The following is a 16749-nucleotide window of genomic DNA, read 5'->3' as shown; positions in this document are numbered from 1 at the left end:
ACCTCGGCGCCGAGGGCGACCAGGGTCTCGATGAGGACGGCGGTCTGCACGGTCATGTGCAGGGAGCCGGTGATGCGGGCGCCGGCCAGCGGCTGCGCCGCCGCGTACTCCTTGCGGATCGACATCAGGCCCGGCATCTCGTGCTCGGCCAGGGTGATCTCCTTGCGGCCGAAGGCGGCAAGGGAAAGGTCTGCGACCTTGAAGTCCATGGGTGCTGCTCCTCATGGTTCGAGAGGGTGGGTACGGCTGAGCCGTGCGCCGACCGACCGTGGGACGGCGGTGCACCGAGCACAGTCCGTCGGGGGCCCTCTCTCCCCTCGGCCGGTCACGAGGACCCGCCCGACCGCCATCAGCAGCGACGCCTGACACTGATGTCGAATCTACACCGAGCGGCGGAGCGTTCCCCAGTCGAAGCGGGAACCGGTCGCGGTTCGGGAGGCGGCCGGGAGCGGCCAGGAGAGGGGTGGGGCGGATGGAACGCAGGCCGGGCCGGAGACTCGGAATCTGGGCGATGGTGCTGCTGGTGCTCGGCGGGGTGCTGTTCCTCGGGGTGACGGTGACGACGGCCGCCCTGGTGGGGGACGGGTACACGGTCCGCTCCGTCCCGAGCGACTCGATGGACCCGACGTACCGGCGCGGGGACAGGGCCTACTTCACGGTCGGGGCCGGGAAGGGGGTCCAGCGCGGGGACGTCGCCCTCATCTCGGCTCCGAGCTGGGTTCCGGAGGGGGACATCCTGAAGCGGGTGGTGGCCCTCGGCGGTGACCGGATCTCGTACCGGGTCGGCGACCCCGCGGTGATGCTCAACGGGGTGCCGCTGACCGAGCCGTACCTGAAGAACCCGGCCACTCCGGCGACGGCCTCCTTCGACGTGACCGTGCCCGAGGGGCGGATGTTCGTGATGGGCGACAACCGCGGCAACTCGTACGACTCCCACCTGCGGATCTCCGACCACAACGGGACCCTTCCGGTCTCGGCGGTGCGGGGCAAGGCCGTCGCCGCGCCGGTGGGCTTCATGGCGTCCGGCGCGGTGGGCCTGTTCGGGATCCTCTCGTTCCTCGTCGGCGGCGGGCTCGGGATCGCGGCGCTCGTGGTGCGGCGGAAGGCACGGCGGGCGCAGGGCGCCGCCCTGCCCCAGGCGGCGTGGCCCCTCGCCTGAGGGCCGACGCATGAGGGCCGACGCGGGGGGCCTACGGGAAAAGCCTGGCGGGAGAGGCGTGGCGGACGTGCGCAGGCCCCCGCCGTCGGCGGGGGCCTGTGCGGATGCGGCCGGGGTCAGCTGCCCTGGGCGGCCTGCCGGGCGTTGTAGATGTCCGGCTCCAGGTAGATCACGCGGGCGATCGGCACCGCCTCGCGGATGCGGGCCTCGGCGGCGTCGATGGCGCGGGCCACCTCGGCCGCCGTGTCGTCGTGCTGGACGGCGATCTTCGCGGCGACCAGGAGCTCCTCGGGGCCGAGGTGCAGGGTGCGCATGTGGATCACGCGGGTGACGGTGTGCCCGTCGACGGCCGCGGCCTTGATCTTCTCGATCTCCGCGGTGCCGGCGGCCTCCCCCAGCAGCAGGGACTTCGTCTCCGCCGCCAGGACGACTGCGATCAGGATGAGCAGGACGCCGATGCACAGGGTGCCGATGCCGTCCCAGACGCCGTTGCCGGTGGCCAGGGCCAGGCCGACACCGCCGAGGGCCAGGACCAGGCCGACGAGGGCGCCGAAGTCCTCCAGCAGGACCACGGGGAGCTCGGGCGCCTTGGCGCGCCGGATGAAGTCGGTCCACGACAGCGAGCCGCGGATCTCGTTCGACTCCTTGATGGCCGTGCGGAAGGAGAAGCTCTCCGCGATGATCGCGAAGACGAGGACGCCGATCGGCCAGTACCAGGCTTCGATGGGGTGGGGGTGCTTGATCTTCTCGTAGCCCTCGTAGACGGCGAACATGCCACCGACCGTGAACAGCACGATGGAGACGAGGAAGGCGTAGATGTAGCGCTCGCGCCCGTATCCGAAGGGGTGTTGGGGTGTGGCCTCGCGCTGGGCCTTCTTCCCGCCGAGCAGCAGCAGCCCCTGGTTTCCGGAGTCCGCCAGCGAGTGGACGCTTTCCGCGAGCATCGACGAGGAGCCGCTGAAGACGAAGGCCACGAATTTGGCTGCGGCGATGGCGAGGTTGGCGGCGAGTGCCGCGACGATCGCCCTGGTACCGCCCGACGCGCTCATGGGTGCTGGATGTCCCTTCCTCGGTTCGGCGGCCCTGGCCGGGGCGCCGCGCTACGGCCGCACATTGTTGCAGCCGGCGCCGCGAGCGCCGGTACGGACGCCGTGTCAGACGAGGACCGTGGCACGGAAAATCGTGCCAGCACCGGACAATGTCACCTTTTCGCCGGCCGGTACGAAGACGGACTCGCCGGGTCCCAGGGTTACTTCGCCCGCCTTCGGGCGGCCCGCCGTGCAGAGCAGGATCTGCGGGGTGGTGTCCGGGAGGGGGTGCGGGGCGGCGCCGGGGGCGAGGACGAAGCGGGAGAGGCGGAACTCGTCGATGGGGGTCTCGTAGACCTCCTCGACGTCGCCCTCGGGGCGCAGCAGGGCCGGGTCTCCGGTCTCGAACCGCACGATCCTGAGCAGTTCGGGTACGTCCACGTGCTTGGGCGTCAGGCCGGCGCGCAGGACGTTGTCGGAGTTGGCGAGCAGTTCGACGCCGAGCCCGTCGAGGTAGGCGTGCGGGACGCCCGCGCCGAGGAACATGGCCTCACCGGGCTGGAGTCGTACGTGGTTGAGCAGCATCGCCGCGATCACGCCCGGGTCGCCGGGGAAGTGGTGGACGAGCGAGGCGTACGGGGCGTACGGGCCGCCCAGGCGTAGGACGGCGGCTCCGGCCTCGGCCACCGTACGGGCCATCTCGGCGCGGTCGGCGGCCAGTACGGCGGTGAGCATCTCGCGCAGCGCGGCGTCCTCGGGGTGGGCGTGGAGCAGGTCGACGTACGGCTTGAGGGAGTTGACCTCCAGCCCGGCCAGCAGCTCGGCGCTCTCCAGGGGCGGGCGGAACCCGCACAGTCCCTCGAAAGGGGTCAGCGCGCAGAGCATCTCGGGCTTGTGGTGGGGGTCCTTGTAGTTGCGGTGGCCGGCGTCCAGGGGGATGCCGCGGCGCTCCTCCTCGGCGTAGCCCTCCTCGGCCTGGGCCCGGTCGGGGTGGACCTGGAGGGAGAGCGGGGCGCCGGCGGCGAGGATCTTGAGGAGGAAGGGCAGGCGGGGGCCGAACTTCGCGACCGTGGCCGCGCCGAGCTCGCGTTCCGGGTCGGCGGCGATCACCGCGGCGAGGGTGGTCTCGCCTGCGCCGCGGTCGAGGCGGGAGGGGGCGCCGGGGTGCGCGCCCATCCACAGCTCGGCCTGGGGCTCCCCCGTGGGCTCGACGCCCATGAGGTGCGGGAGCGCGGTGGTGGATCCCCAGGCGTAGGGGCGGATCGTGTTCGTCAGGCGGTCCATCTTCGTCCGTCTTCCTGGATGAAGGGCCGGCACGGTCGTGTGCTCAGCCGTGTCCCCTGGTCGCCAGGGCCAGGTAGGCGGTGGCGAAATCCGTGACGGCGAGGAGCTCGGCGAGCTGCTCCAGCTCGCTGCCCTCCTCGGGTTCGAGCTCGCTGATGGCCGTGTCGTGGCTGAGGGCGAGTTCGCGTGCGGCCGGAGCGGCGCTCAGGCCTCCCGTGGGCCGGTCGCGCAGCAGGACGATGCGGGCACGCAGGGCCTGGGGCTCCTCGACCCGGTCACGGAAGAAGTCGTCCGGATCGGCTCCGGCGGCGAGGTCGCCGGCGAGCAGGACCCCGTGGGCGGGCAGCGCCTCGGGCAGTTCGTGGGCCAGCGCGGGGCGGCCGGCCAGCTCGGCGAGGGTGGCGGCGAACCGGCGGCCCGCGGGTCCCGCGCCGGCGCCCTCGCTCCAGATGAGCGGGAGGGAGTCGGCGAGCTCGGCGGCGAGGGTCTTGGCCGGGTTGGAGTACGTGGCGATGGCCGGCCCGCAGCGTTCGGCGGTCCGGTCGAGCCGGTCGGCGACGCGCTGGAGGGTGTCGGGGGCCGCGGTGATCAGGCCGACCTTGTCGAGGAGCAGCAGCAGCGGCGTCAGCAGGGCCCACAGGGCTCCGGGGCCGGCCGCGGCGGACTCGTCGTACTCCTGGTACGGGGCCTTGGCCATCGGTACGAAGAGCCCGTGCGCGCCGTCAACGGCCTCGCTGAGCGGAGAGCGCTCGGGGGCGACGGCGACGACGGTGCAGCCGCGCCGGTAGGCCTGTTCGGCGAGGGTGGCGAGGCTGGGCTCGGTGCCGTCGGTGGTGGCAAGGAGCAGCAGGTCGACGGGGCCGGCCCAGCCGGGCAGCGTCCAGCGCAGGGCGCCCGCGGCGGCCGCGACCCCGGTGGGCGCGAGGCGGTGGACGGGCGCGGACGCACCGGCGAGGGCGCCGAGCAGGTCGGCCACGCAGCCCGCGGCGGTGCCGGGGCCCGCGATGAGCACGGCCCGGGGACGGCCGTCGGGCCGCAGGTCGGCGAGGCCCGCCTCGGTCGCGTGCCGGGCGGCGGTGCGGACTCTGGCCCCGGCTTCGGCGGCGCCGCGCAGCAGACCTCGGCGGTCGGCGCGGGCGAGATCGTCCGGTGCGTCGAGGAGCGACTCGTCGAGCATTGCGGCCTCCGGCGGTGGTGAGGGACCCAGGGTTGCGGAATCGGTCTCAGCGTCTGCGGCGGGGGTGGCTCAGGCGGGGCGGCGGGCCTCGTCGACCAGGAGGACCGGGATGCCGTCGCGGACCGGGTACGCGAGGCCGCAGTCCCGGCCGGTGCAGATCAGCTCGGGCGCCGTCTCGTCGGCCGACTTGTCCTCAAGGGGCGAGTGGCAGGCGGGGCAGGCGAGGATCTCCAGAAGGCCGGCTTCGAGCGGCATGGGGCGCTTCCCTTCGAACATGCGGATTGGGCGAGGTCAGCGTACCGCCGAGTCACCTGCGGTGCGGCCCGACGGCGTCGGGCACGGGCCCGGTGCGGCGCCGGTGGGTTGCCGGGCGGGTCGGCACGGTCGGCGCCTTCCCGCCCGACGGGCGCATCAAGCGCGGACGAGGGCGAGGACCTCGTCGCGGACTTTGACGAGCTGCGCGGCGTCGCGCGCCTCGACGTTCAGGCGCAGCAGCGGCTCGGTGTTGGAGGCGCGCAGGTTGAACCACCAGTCGGCGGTGTTGGCGGTGAGGCCGTCCAGCTCGTCGAGGGTGACTCCGTCCCGCGGACCGTACGCGGCCTTGACGGCGGCGAGGCGGTCGGCCTGGTCGGCGACGGTGGAGTTGATCTCGCCCGAGCCGGCGTAGCGGTCGTAGGAGGCGACCAGGTCGGAGAGGGTGCCGTCCTGGCCGCCGAGGGCGGCGAGGACGTGGAGCGCGGCGAGCATGCCGGTGTCCGCGTTCCAGAAGTCCTTGAAGTAGTAGTGCGCCGAGTGCTCGCCGCCGAAGATCGCGCCGGTCTTCGCCATCTCCTCCTTGATGAAGGAGTGGCCGACCCGGGTGCGGACCGGGGTGCCGCCGTGCTCGCGGACGACCTCGGGCACGGACCAGGACGTGATCAGGTTGTGGATTACGGTGCCGGTGCCGCCGTTGCGGGCCAGCTCGCGGGCCGCGACCAGGGCGGTCACGGCGGACGGGGAGACGCCCTCGCCGCGCTCGTCGACGACGAAGCAGCGGTCCGCGTCCCCGTCGAAGGCGAGGCCGAGGTCGGCGCCCTCGGCCTTGACCCGGGCCTGGAGGTCGACGAGGTTCTTCGGGTCGAGCGGATTGGCCTCGTGGTTCGGGAAGGTCCCGTCGAGCTCGAAGTACATCGGTACGAGCTCCAGGGGCAGGCCCTCGAACACGGTGGGGACGGTGTGGCCGCCCATGCCGTTGCCCGCGTCCACGACCACCTTGAGCGGGCGGATGGAGCCGAGGTCCACCAGGGACTTCAGGTGCGCGGCGTACCCGGCGAGGGTGTCCTGCTCGGTGACGGTGCCGGGGACGGTGCCGGCCGCGGGGGCGGGGGCGCCTTCCTCGGACCACTTCTCGACGAGCTCGCGGATCGCGGACAGGCCGGTGTCCTGGCCGACCGGGGCGGCGCCCGCGCGGCAGAGCTTGATGCCGTTGTACCGCGCCGGGTTGTGCGAGGCGGTGAACATCGCGCCGGGCAGGTCCAGCGTGCCGGACGCGTAGTACAGCTGGTCGGTGGAGCACAGGCCGATCAGCGTGACGTCCACGCCGCGGGCGGCGGCGCCGCGCGCGAAGGCGGCGGACAGGGCGGGCGAGGAGGGCCGCATGTCGTGGCCGACGACGATCGCGGTGGCGGCGGTGATCTCCACGAAGGCGGCGCCGAACAGCTCGGCCAGCGACTCGTCCCACTCGTCGGGTACGACACCACGTACGTCGTACGCCTTGACGATGTTCGAAAGATCTGCGGCCACTGCCTGCCCCTCCTGCGGTCTGTGCGGTGGGGCCAACCTACCGTGCACGCACGGCGGCTCTTGAGGCGATCCGCATGTCAGGAGTCCGGCGAACGCAGGACGCGCAGGTGTCCGCGGCGCGTCTCCCCGGTGGCGCCGCCCCCTGGGCGGGCGCCGCCGGCCTCGGCGGCCCGGTCGTGCGGGCGGGCGGCCTCGCGGACGGCGTTGGCCAGTGCTTCGAGGTCGTCGCCGCTGGGACGCGAGGGGGCGGAGCCGTCGGTGAGGCGTACGACGTCCCAGCCGCGCGGCGCGGTCAGGCGCTCGGAGTGCTCGGCGCACAGGTCGTAGCAGTGGGGTTCCGCGTAGGTGGCGAGCGGGCCGAGGACTGCGGTCGAATCGGCGTAGACGTACGTCAGTGTCGCGACGGCAGGGCGGCCGCACGCGGTGCGCGAACAGCGACGTACAAGGCTCACGACGTTGGACGGTACCGCACTCTTGACCGGGCCGCGACGACTCTCCCCCCGCTCACTCCCCCGTGTCGTGCCCGCGGTGGGGCGCGCAGGGTCCGCGAACGCCGGGGCGCGGCCGGTCCTGCGGGCTACCCTGCGGGGGTGACGGACGCCGCCAACCCCCTGCCTCCCGGTCCTCCCGGCCCCGCCGGTCCCGCCGGACCGGAGGGGCCCGCGCACCCTGCCGGGCTCCCCGCCGACCCCCCTGCCGAGCCGCGCACGCGCAGGCGCGACCGGCACGGCCGGGGGATGCGCGGTCCGGTGGCCCCGCCGCAGGTGCCGCTGTCGGCGAGCCGGGCGGAGCTGTTCGGCGACCTCGTGCGGGACTCGGTCGAGCGGCTGGAGCGGCGCTGGCCGCAGCTGGCGGAGGTGGAGTTCATCGTCGCCGACGTACCGGGGCCGCCGGGCGGCCCGGACGCCGGATGGAACGACGAGGCCGTGCCGCTGGGGGCCCTGTCGGAGGCGGCGGGTCCGGGGCGGCCGGCCCGCATCGTGGTGTTCCGGCGGCCGGTGGAGATCCGGTCGAAGACACGGGACGAACGGGCCGTGCTGGTGCACGAGATCGTGGTGGAGCAGGTCGCGGAGCTGCTGGGGTTGTCACCGGAGACGGTGGACCCCCGCTACGGCCAGGACTGAGGTCCCGGCCGCGCCCAGGACCGGGGTCCCGGGCCGCGGCCAGGACCGGGGTCCGGGCCGGGCGGGGTCTGCGACCGGGGCTACTGCGTCAGGACCGTGAGGTCCTGGGCGGCCTTGGGGACCGACACCATCGCGTGGTCGTCGGACAGCGGCTGGACCGTGAACATCGGGATGCCCTCGTGCGGCAGCGTCAGCGTGCGGGCCGCGTAGAGCGGGCCGCCGGAGACCGTCTCGACCGTGAGCGCGTACACGCCCTTGGCCCCGGCCGGGGCCAGGGACAGCACCTGCGTCGTCCCCGCCTTGACGGTGAGCTCCTTGACCGCCGCCTCACCGGCCTCCGTGGCCGCCGACGCCGTCACCTTCACCTTCGCGTCGGCTCCGCCGGCCGCCGTCAGCGACAGCACCGTCGCGTTCTCGTCGGCCCGGTTGTCGGCGACCGTAGCCCGCGTCCCGACCGGCGCCGTCGCGGGGACGAAGCCGAGCTCCTGCTTGGCGCCGCTGCCGCGGACCACGCGGACGGCGGCCACCGCCGGCACGGCCTTCTTCCCGGCCGCCGGGGCCAGCAGCAGCGAGCCGGGCTCGCCGCGGGTGACGTCCTTGAGGTCCAGGCTCGCCGTCATGCCCGCCTTGACGTGCAGCTGCTCGTTGCCGGCCGGGGTGATCGAGCCGTTCGGGCCGGCCAGCTTGATGCCCAGGTCCGCGTCCTCCTCGCCGGGCACGAAGGCGACCAGCCGTACGGAGGTGGCGTCCGCCGGGATCCCGGGCAGCACCAGGGAGCCCGCCGGGTCCACGGAGGCCGGCAGCCAGTCGGCCCCGACCCCCTCCTCGCCCACCTGCACCGAGGCGCCGACCCGGCCCGCGCGGGTCGTCACGTGCGCGGTGAGGTCGGCCAGCTGGGCGCCGGGCGCCAGGGAGGCCAGGGAGACGGACTTGCTGGACTTGGGGTCGATCCGGATGTTCTCGCTGGTGCCCGGCTCGGTCTTGACCACCCCGTCCGGGCCGAACATCTTGATGTCGATCACGGCCGCGGTGTCGTCCGGGTTGGTGAGGTGCACGTAGTCCTCGCGCCCCTTGGCGGTGCTCGCCCCCGGGAACCAGAAGTCGGTGCCCGGCGCGGTGCAGCCCAGGCCGAGCACGCCGCGCGCCCGCCCGACCGAGACCTTCGTGGTCTGCTGGGCGGTCCAGCCGGGCGCGAGGATCCCGTCGGCCGTGCCGGTCAGCGCGGGCGCCTCGGCGCCGGAGGCGGCGGCCCCGGCCGGCTTGCCGCGCTCCTTGAGCTCCAGGACCGGCTTGGCCTCCTTGGTCGCGCCGAGCAGCCGGGCGGTGCCCTTGCCGCCCGCGCCCGCCGCGCCGGGGGTGATCGAGGTGTACGTGGTCTCCGCGATGTCCGAGGAGCTGGGCGCCGGGCACACGAGCGCGGACCGCTCCACCGGCATCCGGGCCGCCGCTGCCGTCTTGGCGTCGGCGGCGGGCGCGGCCGGGACCGCGAGGTGGGCGATGCCGGTGACGGCGGCCAGGGCCGCGGCCACCGCCGCCAGCGTCAGGGGTGCGCGCTTCACTGCTGGGGGCTCCCGTCCGGACGCGGGTCGTGCTGTCCGTAGGTGTCGTACGAGTACGGGTACGGGTACTGCTGCTGCCCGGGTTGCCCGTACGGCTGCTGCGGGTCCTGGTCCTGCTGCGGGTACGGGTACTGCTCCGGGACGGTGTACGGCGGCTGCTGGGGCTGCTGGGGCTGCTCCCAGCCGTAGCCCTGGTCGCCGTACGAGGGGTACGCGTACGTCTCCTCCCCGTACACCGCCTGTGCCGGGATCTGCGCGTACGGGTCGGCGACCGCGCCCTCCGGCTCCGCCGCGGCGGCGGCCCCGGCTTGCGCGGACTCGGCCTCCGCGCGGAGCCTGCGGGCCCGGCGGCCCTCCCCGGCGGCCTCGCCCGGGGCGGCGGACCGTTCGGCGGCGGCCTCGGCCTCCTCCTCCGGCAGGTCGTCGTCGAGCCGGGCGCGGCGGCCCGGCAGGGCCATCACCAGCAGCACCAGCGCGAGCAGGCCCTGCGTCCAGTGCCAGGCGGTCCGGGTGAGGGCGTCCTCGTGGACGAGGTCGAGGCGGCCTCCGGCGGCGGGCAGTTCGAAGCCCTGCGCCCAGCCGTCCAGCGTCTTGGGCTTGAGGGGCTTGCCGTCGAGGGTGGCCTGCCAGCCCGGGGCGGCCCGGTCGGCGATGCGCAGCACCCGGCCCGCCTCGCCCGCCGGGATATTGGTGTGGGCCTCGACGGGGCCCGAGGCGACCGGGATGGGGGCCTCGCCCGGCTTGCCGGAGACGATGGCGGCGCGGACGACCTGGCGGTCCACCCGCCACAGGGCGCTGCCGTCGAGCTGGCTCATCCGGCTGAGGCCGGGGGTGGCGTCGAGGACCTTGTGCATCTGCGGCGGGGCGCCGTCGCGGACCAGGATGTAGCGGATGGCGAATCCGCTGAGCTGGTCGCTCTGGTCGGCTCCGGATCCGGCGACGAGGCTGGAGACGACCTTGTCGAGCTGCGGGCTGCTGCCCGCCTCGGCGGCGAGTTCGGCGTCGCCGAGGCGGCCGCCGGAGCCGCGGACCAGGGTGTAGGAGACGGCGGCGGGCGAGGCTGCGCCGAGGACGAGCGTGCGGGCCTGGTCGCGGGTTCCGCTCTCCTCGGCGACGAAGGCGGGCACCTGTACGGGGTCGCGCCGCTCCAGCGGGCCGTCCGCGCCGCTGATCATCCAGCCGGCGGCGGCGAGCAGCGGGCCCGCGGCGGCGGCGAGGGCGATCAGGGCGGCGAGCGGCTGGCGCCAGCCGAAGTTGCTGGCGGCGACCCGCTCCTTGGCCCCGTCGGCGCCGAGGACGGCCGCGGCGAGCAGGGCGAGGCCGTACACCAGGGTGGCGGGGCCGGCCCAGCCGGTGCGGTTGGTGAGGGCCGCGAGGAGCAGGGCGGCCAGGGCGGTGGCCCAGGCGGTGCGGACGGCGAACTGCCGCCCGGTGCGCAGCAGGGCGGCGAGTGCGGCGAGGACGACGCCGACGAGCAGGACTCCGGCGGTGGCGCGGGGGCCTCCGGGGCTGATGCCGAGCAGGTCGAGGGCGGTGGCCGAGCCGGTCCCGTAGGGCAGGCCGGCCTCCTGGAGGAGCCGGCCGGGGTGGGTGAGCAGGCTCAGCGACCAGGGGGCGAGGACGAGGAGCGGGACGGTGAGTACGGCGAGCAGCCGCAGGCCGTACGTCTTCCACTCGGCGCGGCGCAGTACGAGCGCTGCCGTCCCGAGGACGGCGGCGAGCGGCCAGACGACGGGGGTGAAGGCGGTGGCCAGGGTCAGCAGGAGGGTGTACGTCCACACGGCGCGCCGGCTGCCGCGGCCGCCGTCGGCTCCGGTGAGGGCGAAGGCGGCGACGGCGGAGCGGGCGATGAGGGGGAGCAGGATCGCGAGGACGGCGGTGCCGAGGCGGCCGCCGGCGAGGGCTCCGGTGACGGCGGGCAGGAAGGCGTACGCGACGGCGGCCCAGGCGCGCAGCAGCCGGGAGGCGACCAGCGGCCGGGAGGCGAAGTAGGCGGTCAGTCCGGCGAGCGGGACCGAGCAGACCAGCAGCAGGGTCAGGGCGGCCTGGGTGGAGCCGAACAGCACCGTGGAGAAGGCGCCGAGGACGGCGAGGTAGGGGGGCGCTCCGGCGGTGGAGCCGGTGCCGACGGGCTGCCAGTCGTCGGTGTAGCCGCGCCAGAGGTCGAGTCCGCTGTCGGGGGCGGGCAGCAGGGCGCCGCCCATGAGGGAGCCGCCGCCGAGCAGGGCGCGGCAGGCGATGACGGAGACCAGCAGGAGGACGGCGAACAGGACGGGCGCCGGGTTGCGGGCGATCCGCTTGAGGCGGGCGAACTGTTCGATCTCCAGGTAGTCGGCGTCGTCCCCGCCGGGGCCGGACTCGACGGCCCCGCCGTGGCGGCCGACGGCGTGGGTGTCGGTGTCGCGGTCGGCGCCGAAGTACCCGGCGAGTTGTTCGGCGTTGGCGCGCAGGGTGGCGCCGGGCGGCGGGAAGAGGGGGCGCAGTTCCTTCGCGGGGACGGCGGGGCGGCCGCGTCTGCGACGGGCGCCGAGGATGCGGCCGGGGCGCAGCAGGGCGGCGAGGAGGCCGGTGAACTCGTCGACGGCCTGGCCGGGGGCCTTGCCGACGAGGTAGGCCAGGGTCCGCAGGACGGTGCCGAGGACGAGGCGCAGCAGGACGTAGGGCAGGGCGGGGCCGGAACTGTTGACGAGCACGGTGTAGACGGCGCCGGTCTTGTCGACGCGGTGCGGGCTGGCGCTCGTACGTCCCGCGCAGTCGACGGTGCGGCGTTCGCGGGCGGCGGCTTCGGCGTGGCGCATGACGGCGTCGGGGGCGACGAGGACGGTGTGTCCGGCGCTCTGGGCGCGCCAGCACAGGTCGACGTCGTCGCGCATGAGGGGCAGACGGCGGTCGAAGCCGCCGAGGGCGTCGTACACGTCGCGGCGTACGAGCATGCCGGCGCTGGAGACGGAGAGGACGGGGCGGACCTGGTCGTGCTGGCCCTGGTCCTGTTCGCGGCGGTCGAGGCCGGTCCAGCGGCGGCCGCTGCGGGCGATGGTGACGCCTGCTTCGAGGAGCTGCTTCTTGTCGTACCAGCCGCGCAGTTTGGGGCCGATGACGGCGGCGTCGGGGTTTTCCTCGGCGACGCGCAGCAGTTCGGTGAGGGCGTCGGGTTCGGGTGCGCTGTCGTCGTGGAGCAGCCAGAGCCACTGGACGGGTTCGCCGTGGGGCAGTTCGGGGAGGTCGTAGGCGTCGTCGCGCCAGGTGCGGCTGACGGGGTCCCAGCCGCTGGGGCGCTTGAGGTACGGGAGGTCCTCGGGGGTGAGGACGCCCGCGCTGCGGGCGGCCTCGTCCACCGCGGTGCCGAATCCGGTGCGGCGGGCGAGGTGGAGGACGCGGTCCTCGCCGAGGGCCTCGCCGAGCAGGCGCGCGGATTCGTCGGCGCTGCCGGTGTCGGCTGCGATGTGGTTCTGCGCGGGGCGTTCCTGGCCGAGGAGCCCGGCGAGTGTCCTGGGCAGCCAGCGGGCGCCGTCGTGGGCGACGAGGACGGCGGTGACGACGTGCCGGGGGAACTCGGGTGTGGCGCCGGCCTGGTAGGAGGCCGTCGACTGGCTGTGCAGGGACATCGCTCTACTGGCCCTCCGGCCTGGCTCCTCCCCGGCCGCGGTCCGGGGGTGGGGGGTACCCCCGGACGAAGTCCGGGGGAGTTCCGGGGGTGGTGTGCCCCCGGAGGCTGCTGGACAGCGCCCCACACTAACGGCTGGGAACACAGCGGTCCGCCTCCAGCGGGGAAGGTGCAGGAGGCGGACCGTTTGCCGTGCTTGTGGAGTTGGCTCGTCGTACCGCCGGCGCGGCCGGGCGATATGTCGGGGGATGTCAGACCGCGGCCTTTTTCAGGCGCCGGCGCTCGCGCTCGGACAGGCCGCCCCAGATGCCGAATCGCTCGTCGTTGGCGAGGGCGTACTCAAGGCACTCGGAGCGGACCTCGCAGGCGAGGCAGACCTTCTTGGCCTCGCGGGTGGAGCCGCCCTTCTCGGGAAAGAAGGACTCGGGGTCGGTCTGGGCGCACAGAGCGCGCTCCTGCCATCCGAGCTCTTCGTCCGCCTCCTCGACCAGCAGTTCCTGAAACAGCTCGGTCATGTGCGCCCCTCGCTCTGTCTGTGCGTCCCCGTGGTGTTGCCGTTACTCATTGCTACGTAACGACACGAGTGAAATTACAAGTGCGGTGCTCCGGCGCAGTCAAGCCGGGATCTGCTATTGGGCCCCTTATTCACTCTGCGGAACCAAGCCTATACAGAAAGTGTTCATATCGCCAAAAATCGTGACACATGCCGTTGGTGTCCCACTGCGCCCGGGTTCACCCGCAATCGACGTGCCACTCGGCGGCGTGGTTGCGATCAAGCCAAAGAAGCGGCGCAGATCACAGTCCGATCACGAGAGGGCGCGTCGGGTTTGGATGGTGCGAACGGTGCGACGTGCAGCGCCTTGTGCCCGGGCGCGCGTTGCACAAACCTTTCTCCCCGCAGGGCAACCGGATCAGATGAAACTTTTGCGCCAAACCAGACATTGGGTTGACAGTCCGACCTCGGACCCGCTCTCCTTGTCTCCATGTCAGTGACCGCAGCCGCCACCCGGACCCCCATTCGTGGGTTCCTGTGCGCTGCCCAGGTTCGCTGTTGCTGTTGCAGCTGTTGATGCCTTCGGAGCTTCGGCTCCCCTGAGCTCCGGCCACCCCCACAGCGACCGCCAGCACGACTGACATCCGTCGAGGACTCCCCCACGATGAACAACGACAGCGACCTCCAGATCGCCGGCGACATCCTCTCCGTCCAGCACCTCCTGCAGCCCGCCCGGGAACACCCGGCCACCGTCGCCGAGTTCGCCGGCCTCGCCCGCTCCATCGCCGAGGACCGCGCGAGCTGGCAGCACCTGGTCCGCTACGACGCCACCACCCGCTGGTACCACCGGCTGCGCACCGGCCCCGGATACGAGGTCTGGCTGCTGAGCTGGGTCCCCGGCCAGGGCAGCGGCCTGCACGACCACGGGGCCTCCTCCGGCGTGCTGACCGTCCTCGAAGGCGAGCTCACCGAGCACGGCCCGCGCGGGCCGCTCACGCTCGCAGCCGGCGCCCAGCGCGTCTTCGCCCCCGGCTACGCCCACGAGGTCGTCAACGACGCCCTCGACGGGGCGGTCAGCCTGCACGTGTACTTCCCCGGCCTGACCGAGATGCCGATGCACGGCTGCTCCCCGGCCCGGCGGGAGTCCGTACCGGCCTGACGGCCCCGCCCGTCGCCCGACCACCGCCCCCTCGGCGGACAGCCTGCGGCTGACAGTCCCTCCCGTCGCCCGACCACCGCCCCTCAGCGGACAGCCTGCGGCTGACAGACTGTCTGCATGCGCATTGTTGTTCTGGCCGGCGGCATCGGCGGCGCCCGTTTCCTCCGCGGACTCAAGTCGGCGGTTCCCGACGCGGACATCACGGTCATCGGCAACACCGGTGACGACATTCACCTGTTCGGGCTGAAGGTGTGCCCCGATCTGGACACGGTGATGTACACCCTCGGCGGTGGCATCAACGAGGACCAGGGCTGGGGCCGCACCGACGAGTCCTTCACCGTCAAGGAGGAACTCGCGGCGTACGGGGTCGGACCCACCTGGTTCGGGCTCGGCGACCGCGACTTCGCGACCCACATCGTCCGCACGCAGATGCTCGGCGCCGGCTACCCGCTGAGCGCCGTCACCGAGGCGCTCTGCGACCGCTGGCAGCCCGGGGTGCGGCTGCTGCCCATGTCCGACGACCGCGTCGAGACCCATGTGGCCGTGACCGACCCCGCCACCGGCGAACGCCGGGTCGTCCACTTCCAGGAGTACTGGGTCAAGCTGCGCGCCTCGCTCGACGCGGAGGCCGTCGTGCCCGTCGGCGCCGAGCAGGCCAAGCCCGCGCCCGGGGTGCTGGAGGCGATCGCCGCGGCCGACGTGATCGTCTTCCCGCCGTCCAACCCGGTGGTCTCGGTGGGCACCATCCTCGCCGTGCCGGGCATCAGGGAGGCGGTGGCCACCGCAGCGGCGCCCGTGGTGGGACTCTCCCCCATCGTCGGGGGCGCGCCCGTGCGCGGCATGGCCGACAAGGTGCTCGCCGCCGTCGGCGTCGAGTCCACCGCCGCGGCCGTCGCCCTGCACTACGGCGGCGGACTGCTCGACGGCTGGCTCGTCGACACGGCCGACGCCGCTGCCGTCGCCGAGGTGGAGGCCGCCGGGATCGCCTGCCGTGCCGTACCGCTGATGATGACCGATGAGGCCGCGACGGCCGAGATGGCGCGGGCCGCGCTGGATCTGGCCGAGGCCTCCCGGTGAGCGCCGGGCACGTGCCCTCGTACGAGGTGCGGGCGCTGCCGGGCATACCCGAGGTCCGGCCCGGCGACGACCTCGCCGGGCTGATCGCGGACGCGGCGCCCGACCTGCGGGACGGGGACGTCCTGCTGGTCACCTCGAAGATCGTGTCCAAGGCGGAGGGCCGGATCGTCCGCGCCGATTCCCGCGAGGAGGCGATCGACGCGGAGACGGTCCGCGTGGTCGCCCGCCGGGGGCCGCTGCGGATCGTCGAGAACCGGCAGGGGCTGGTGATGGCGGCCGCGGGCGTCGACGCCTCCAACACCGAGCCGGGCACGGTCCTGCTGCTGCCCGAGGACCCCGACGCCTCCGCCGCCGCCCTGCGCACGGGGCTGCGCGAGCGGCTCGGTGTGGACGTGGGGGTGATCGTGACGGACACCTTCGGGCGGCCCTGGCGCGCCGGACTCACCGACGTGGCGATCGGCGCGAGCGGCGTACGGGTCCTGGACGACCTGCGCGGCGGTACCGACACCCACGGCAATCCGCTGAGCTCGACGGTGGTCGCGACCGCCGACGAGCTCGCCGCGGCCGGCGACCTGGTCAAGGGCAAGGCCGCCGGGCTGCCGGTGGCGGTGGTGCGCGGGCTGGACCACGTGCGCGGCGAGGGCTCCACGGCGGCGGATCTGGTGCGTTCCGCGGCCGACGACATGTTCCGGCTCGGGACCTCGGAGGCGGTACGGGAGGCCGTGGGCCTGCGCCGTACGGTACGGGCCTTCACGGCGGAGCCGGTGGACCCGGGCGCGGTCCGGCGGGCGGTTGCGGCGGCGGTGACGGCTCCGGCGCCGCACCACACGACGCCGTGGCGGTTCGTGCTGCTGGAGTCGGCGGCGGCGCGGCGGGAGCTGGTCGACGCGATGCGCGAGGCCTGGATCGAGGACCTGCGGCGCGACGGGAAGTCCCCGGAGTCCGTCGAGAAGCGGCTGCGGCGGGGCGATGTCCTGCGGGACGCCCCGTACCTGGTCGTCCCGTGCATGGTGATGGACGGGGCGCACGACTACGGGCACGCCCGTCGGGACGCGGCGGAGCGGGAGATGTTCGTGGTCGCGATGGGCGCGGGCGTGCAGAATTTCCTGGTCGCGCTGGCCGGTGAGCGGCTGGGCTCGGCGTGGGTGTCCTCGACGATGTTCTGCCGGGACGTGGTGCGCAAGGTGCTGGGGCTGCCGGAGCACTGGGACCCGATGGGCGCGGTGGCCGTGGGCCACGCCGCCGCCCCTCCGCGGGAGCGGCCGGTGCGCTCTGCGGAGGAGTTCATCGAGATCCGCTGATC

Annotated in this window: 15 protein-coding genes; 5 read left to right on the top strand and 10 right to left on the bottom strand. The window is 74.0% G+C overall.

Translation table 11 applies throughout. From position 1 onward, the window contains the following. The coding region (locus AC0666_RS30990; protein ID WP_478708823.1) for an adenosylhomocysteinase at positions 1–209 on the bottom strand (209 nt) is incomplete at its 3' end. A 263-nt stretch (positions 210–472) separates the two neighbouring features. Here AC0666_RS30990 and lepB point away from each other — a divergent pair. Further along, positions 473–1159: a signal peptidase I gene (lepB, locus tag AC0666_RS30985; RefSeq protein ID WP_478708822.1), complete on the top strand. Its 687-nt coding sequence runs from the start codon at positions 473–475 to the stop codon at positions 1157–1159. Between the two features lie 116 nt (positions 1160–1275). Here the strand turns inward: lepB and AC0666_RS30980 are convergent, their stop codons facing one another. The 6 genes from AC0666_RS30980 to AC0666_RS30955 all read right to left on the bottom strand — a co-directional run bounded on the left by AC0666_RS30980 (position 1276) and on the right by AC0666_RS30955 (position 6882). After that, entirely contained in the window at positions 1276–2208 is a 933-nt protein-coding gene (locus AC0666_RS30980; RefSeq protein WP_468969640.1) for a cation diffusion facilitator family transporter, read from the bottom strand. A 105-nt stretch (positions 2209–2313) separates the two neighbouring features. After that, positions 2314–3471: a mannose-6-phosphate isomerase, class I gene (gene manA / locus AC0666_RS30975; protein ID WP_468969643.1), complete on the bottom strand. Its 1158-nt coding sequence runs from the start codon at positions 3469–3471 to the stop codon at positions 2314–2316. A gap of 43 nt (positions 3472–3514) precedes the next feature. After that, complete coding sequence (locus AC0666_RS30970; RefSeq protein WP_468582032.1) at positions 3515–4648, bottom strand: SIS domain-containing protein; 1134 nt, start codon at positions 4646–4648, stop codon at positions 3515–3517. Between the two features lie 69 nt (positions 4649–4717). After that, positions 4718–4903 carry a Trm112 family protein gene (locus AC0666_RS30965; protein ID WP_054222355.1) on the bottom strand — a complete coding sequence of 62 codons (186 nt, stop codon included), beginning with the start codon at positions 4901–4903 and terminating at the stop codon, positions 4718–4720. A 156-nt stretch (positions 4904–5059) separates the two neighbouring features. Next, positions 5060–6430, bottom strand: coding sequence for a phosphomannomutase/phosphoglucomutase (locus tag AC0666_RS30960; RefSeq protein ID WP_478708821.1), 1371 nt, complete (start codon positions 6428–6430; stop codon positions 5060–5062). A 77-nt stretch (positions 6431–6507) separates the two neighbouring features. Further along, complete coding sequence (locus AC0666_RS30955) at positions 6508–6882, bottom strand: DUF3499 domain-containing protein (RefSeq protein ID WP_468582028.1); 375 nt, start codon at positions 6880–6882, stop codon at positions 6508–6510. A gap of 138 nt (positions 6883–7020) precedes the next feature. Here AC0666_RS30955 and AC0666_RS30950 point away from each other — a divergent pair, with 138 nt between their 5' ends. Then, positions 7021–7554 carry a metallopeptidase family protein gene (locus AC0666_RS30950; RefSeq protein WP_478708820.1) on the top strand — a complete coding sequence of 178 codons (534 nt, stop codon included), beginning with the start codon at positions 7021–7023 and terminating at the stop codon, positions 7552–7554. Between the two features lie 80 nt (positions 7555–7634). Here AC0666_RS30950 and AC0666_RS30945 read toward each other — a convergent pair whose 3' ends face one another. The 3 genes from AC0666_RS30945 to AC0666_RS30935 form a co-directional block, all read right to left on the bottom strand. Next, positions 7635–9113, bottom strand: a complete 1479-nt coding sequence (locus tag AC0666_RS30945) for a DUF5719 family protein (RefSeq protein ID WP_468969654.1) — start codon at positions 9111–9113, stop codon at positions 7635–7637. Next, positions 9110–12718, bottom strand: a complete 3609-nt coding sequence (locus AC0666_RS30940; protein ID WP_478708819.1) for a glycosyltransferase family 2 protein — start codon at positions 12716–12718, stop codon at positions 9110–9112. Before AC0666_RS30940 ends, AC0666_RS30945 begins: the two co-directional genes overlap by 4 nt. Positions 12719–12968: 250 nt before the next feature. Continuing rightward, complete coding sequence (locus tag AC0666_RS30935) at positions 12969–13232, bottom strand: WhiB family transcriptional regulator (protein ID WP_003983763.1); 264 nt, start codon at positions 13230–13232, stop codon at positions 12969–12971. Positions 13233–13874: 642 nt separating this feature from the next. On the opposite strand from AC0666_RS30935, the gene AC0666_RS30930 reads away from it, so the two are divergent. From AC0666_RS30930 to AC0666_RS30920, 3 genes are all read left to right on the top strand, one after another. Further along, complete coding sequence (locus AC0666_RS30930; protein ID WP_468969658.1) at positions 13875–14369, top strand: cysteine dioxygenase; 495 nt, start codon at positions 13875–13877, stop codon at positions 14367–14369. A 117-nt stretch (positions 14370–14486) separates the two neighbouring features. Next, complete coding sequence (cofD, locus tag AC0666_RS30925; RefSeq protein ID WP_468582023.1) at positions 14487–15446, top strand: 2-phospho-L-lactate transferase; 960 nt, start codon at positions 14487–14489, stop codon at positions 15444–15446. Continuing rightward, positions 15443–16747 (top strand): coenzyme F420-0:L-glutamate ligase, encoded by a 1305-nt coding sequence (locus AC0666_RS30920; RefSeq protein ID WP_478708818.1) that lies wholly within the window; start codon positions 15443–15445, stop codon positions 16745–16747. Before cofD ends, AC0666_RS30920 begins: the two co-directional genes overlap by 4 nt. Positions 16748–16749: the final 2 nt, after the last annotated feature.

It is taken from the genome of Streptomyces sp. NPDC043680, from assembly GCF_056436685.1.
This window is presented reverse-complemented; position numbering and strand designations above follow the sequence as displayed.

Bases quoted from the DNA above. Each gene is read 5' to 3' on its own strand.
- AC0666_RS30940 (WP_478708819.1), bottom strand. From the start codon at position 12,718: ATGTCCCTGCACAGCCAGTCGACGGCCTCCTACCAGGCCGGCGCCACA.
- AC0666_RS30965 (WP_054222355.1), bottom strand. From the start codon at position 4,903: ATGCCGCTCGAAGCCGGCCTTCTGGAGATCCTCGCCTGCCCCGCCTGC.
- AC0666_RS30980 (WP_468969640.1), bottom strand. From the start codon at position 2,208: ATGAGCGCGTCGGGCGGTACCAGGGCGATCGTCGCGGCACTCGCCGCC.
- AC0666_RS30935 (WP_003983763.1), bottom strand. From the start codon at position 13,232: ATGACCGAGCTGTTTCAGGAACTGCTGGTCGAGGAGGCGGACGAAGAG.
- manA (WP_468969643.1), bottom strand. From the start codon at position 3,471: ATGGACCGCCTGACGAACACGATCCGCCCCTACGCCTGGGGATCCACC.
- cofD (WP_468582023.1), top strand. From the start codon at position 14,487: ATGCGCATTGTTGTTCTGGCCGGCGGCATCGGCGGCGCCCGTTTCCTC.
- AC0666_RS30970 (WP_468582032.1), bottom strand. From the start codon at position 4,648: ATGCTCGACGAGTCGCTCCTCGACGCACCGGACGATCTCGCCCGCGCC.
- AC0666_RS30930 (WP_468969658.1), top strand. From the start codon at position 13,875: ATGAACAACGACAGCGACCTCCAGATCGCCGGCGACATCCTCTCCGTC.
- lepB (WP_478708822.1), top strand. From the start codon at position 473: ATGGAACGCAGGCCGGGCCGGAGACTCGGAATCTGGGCGATGGTGCTG.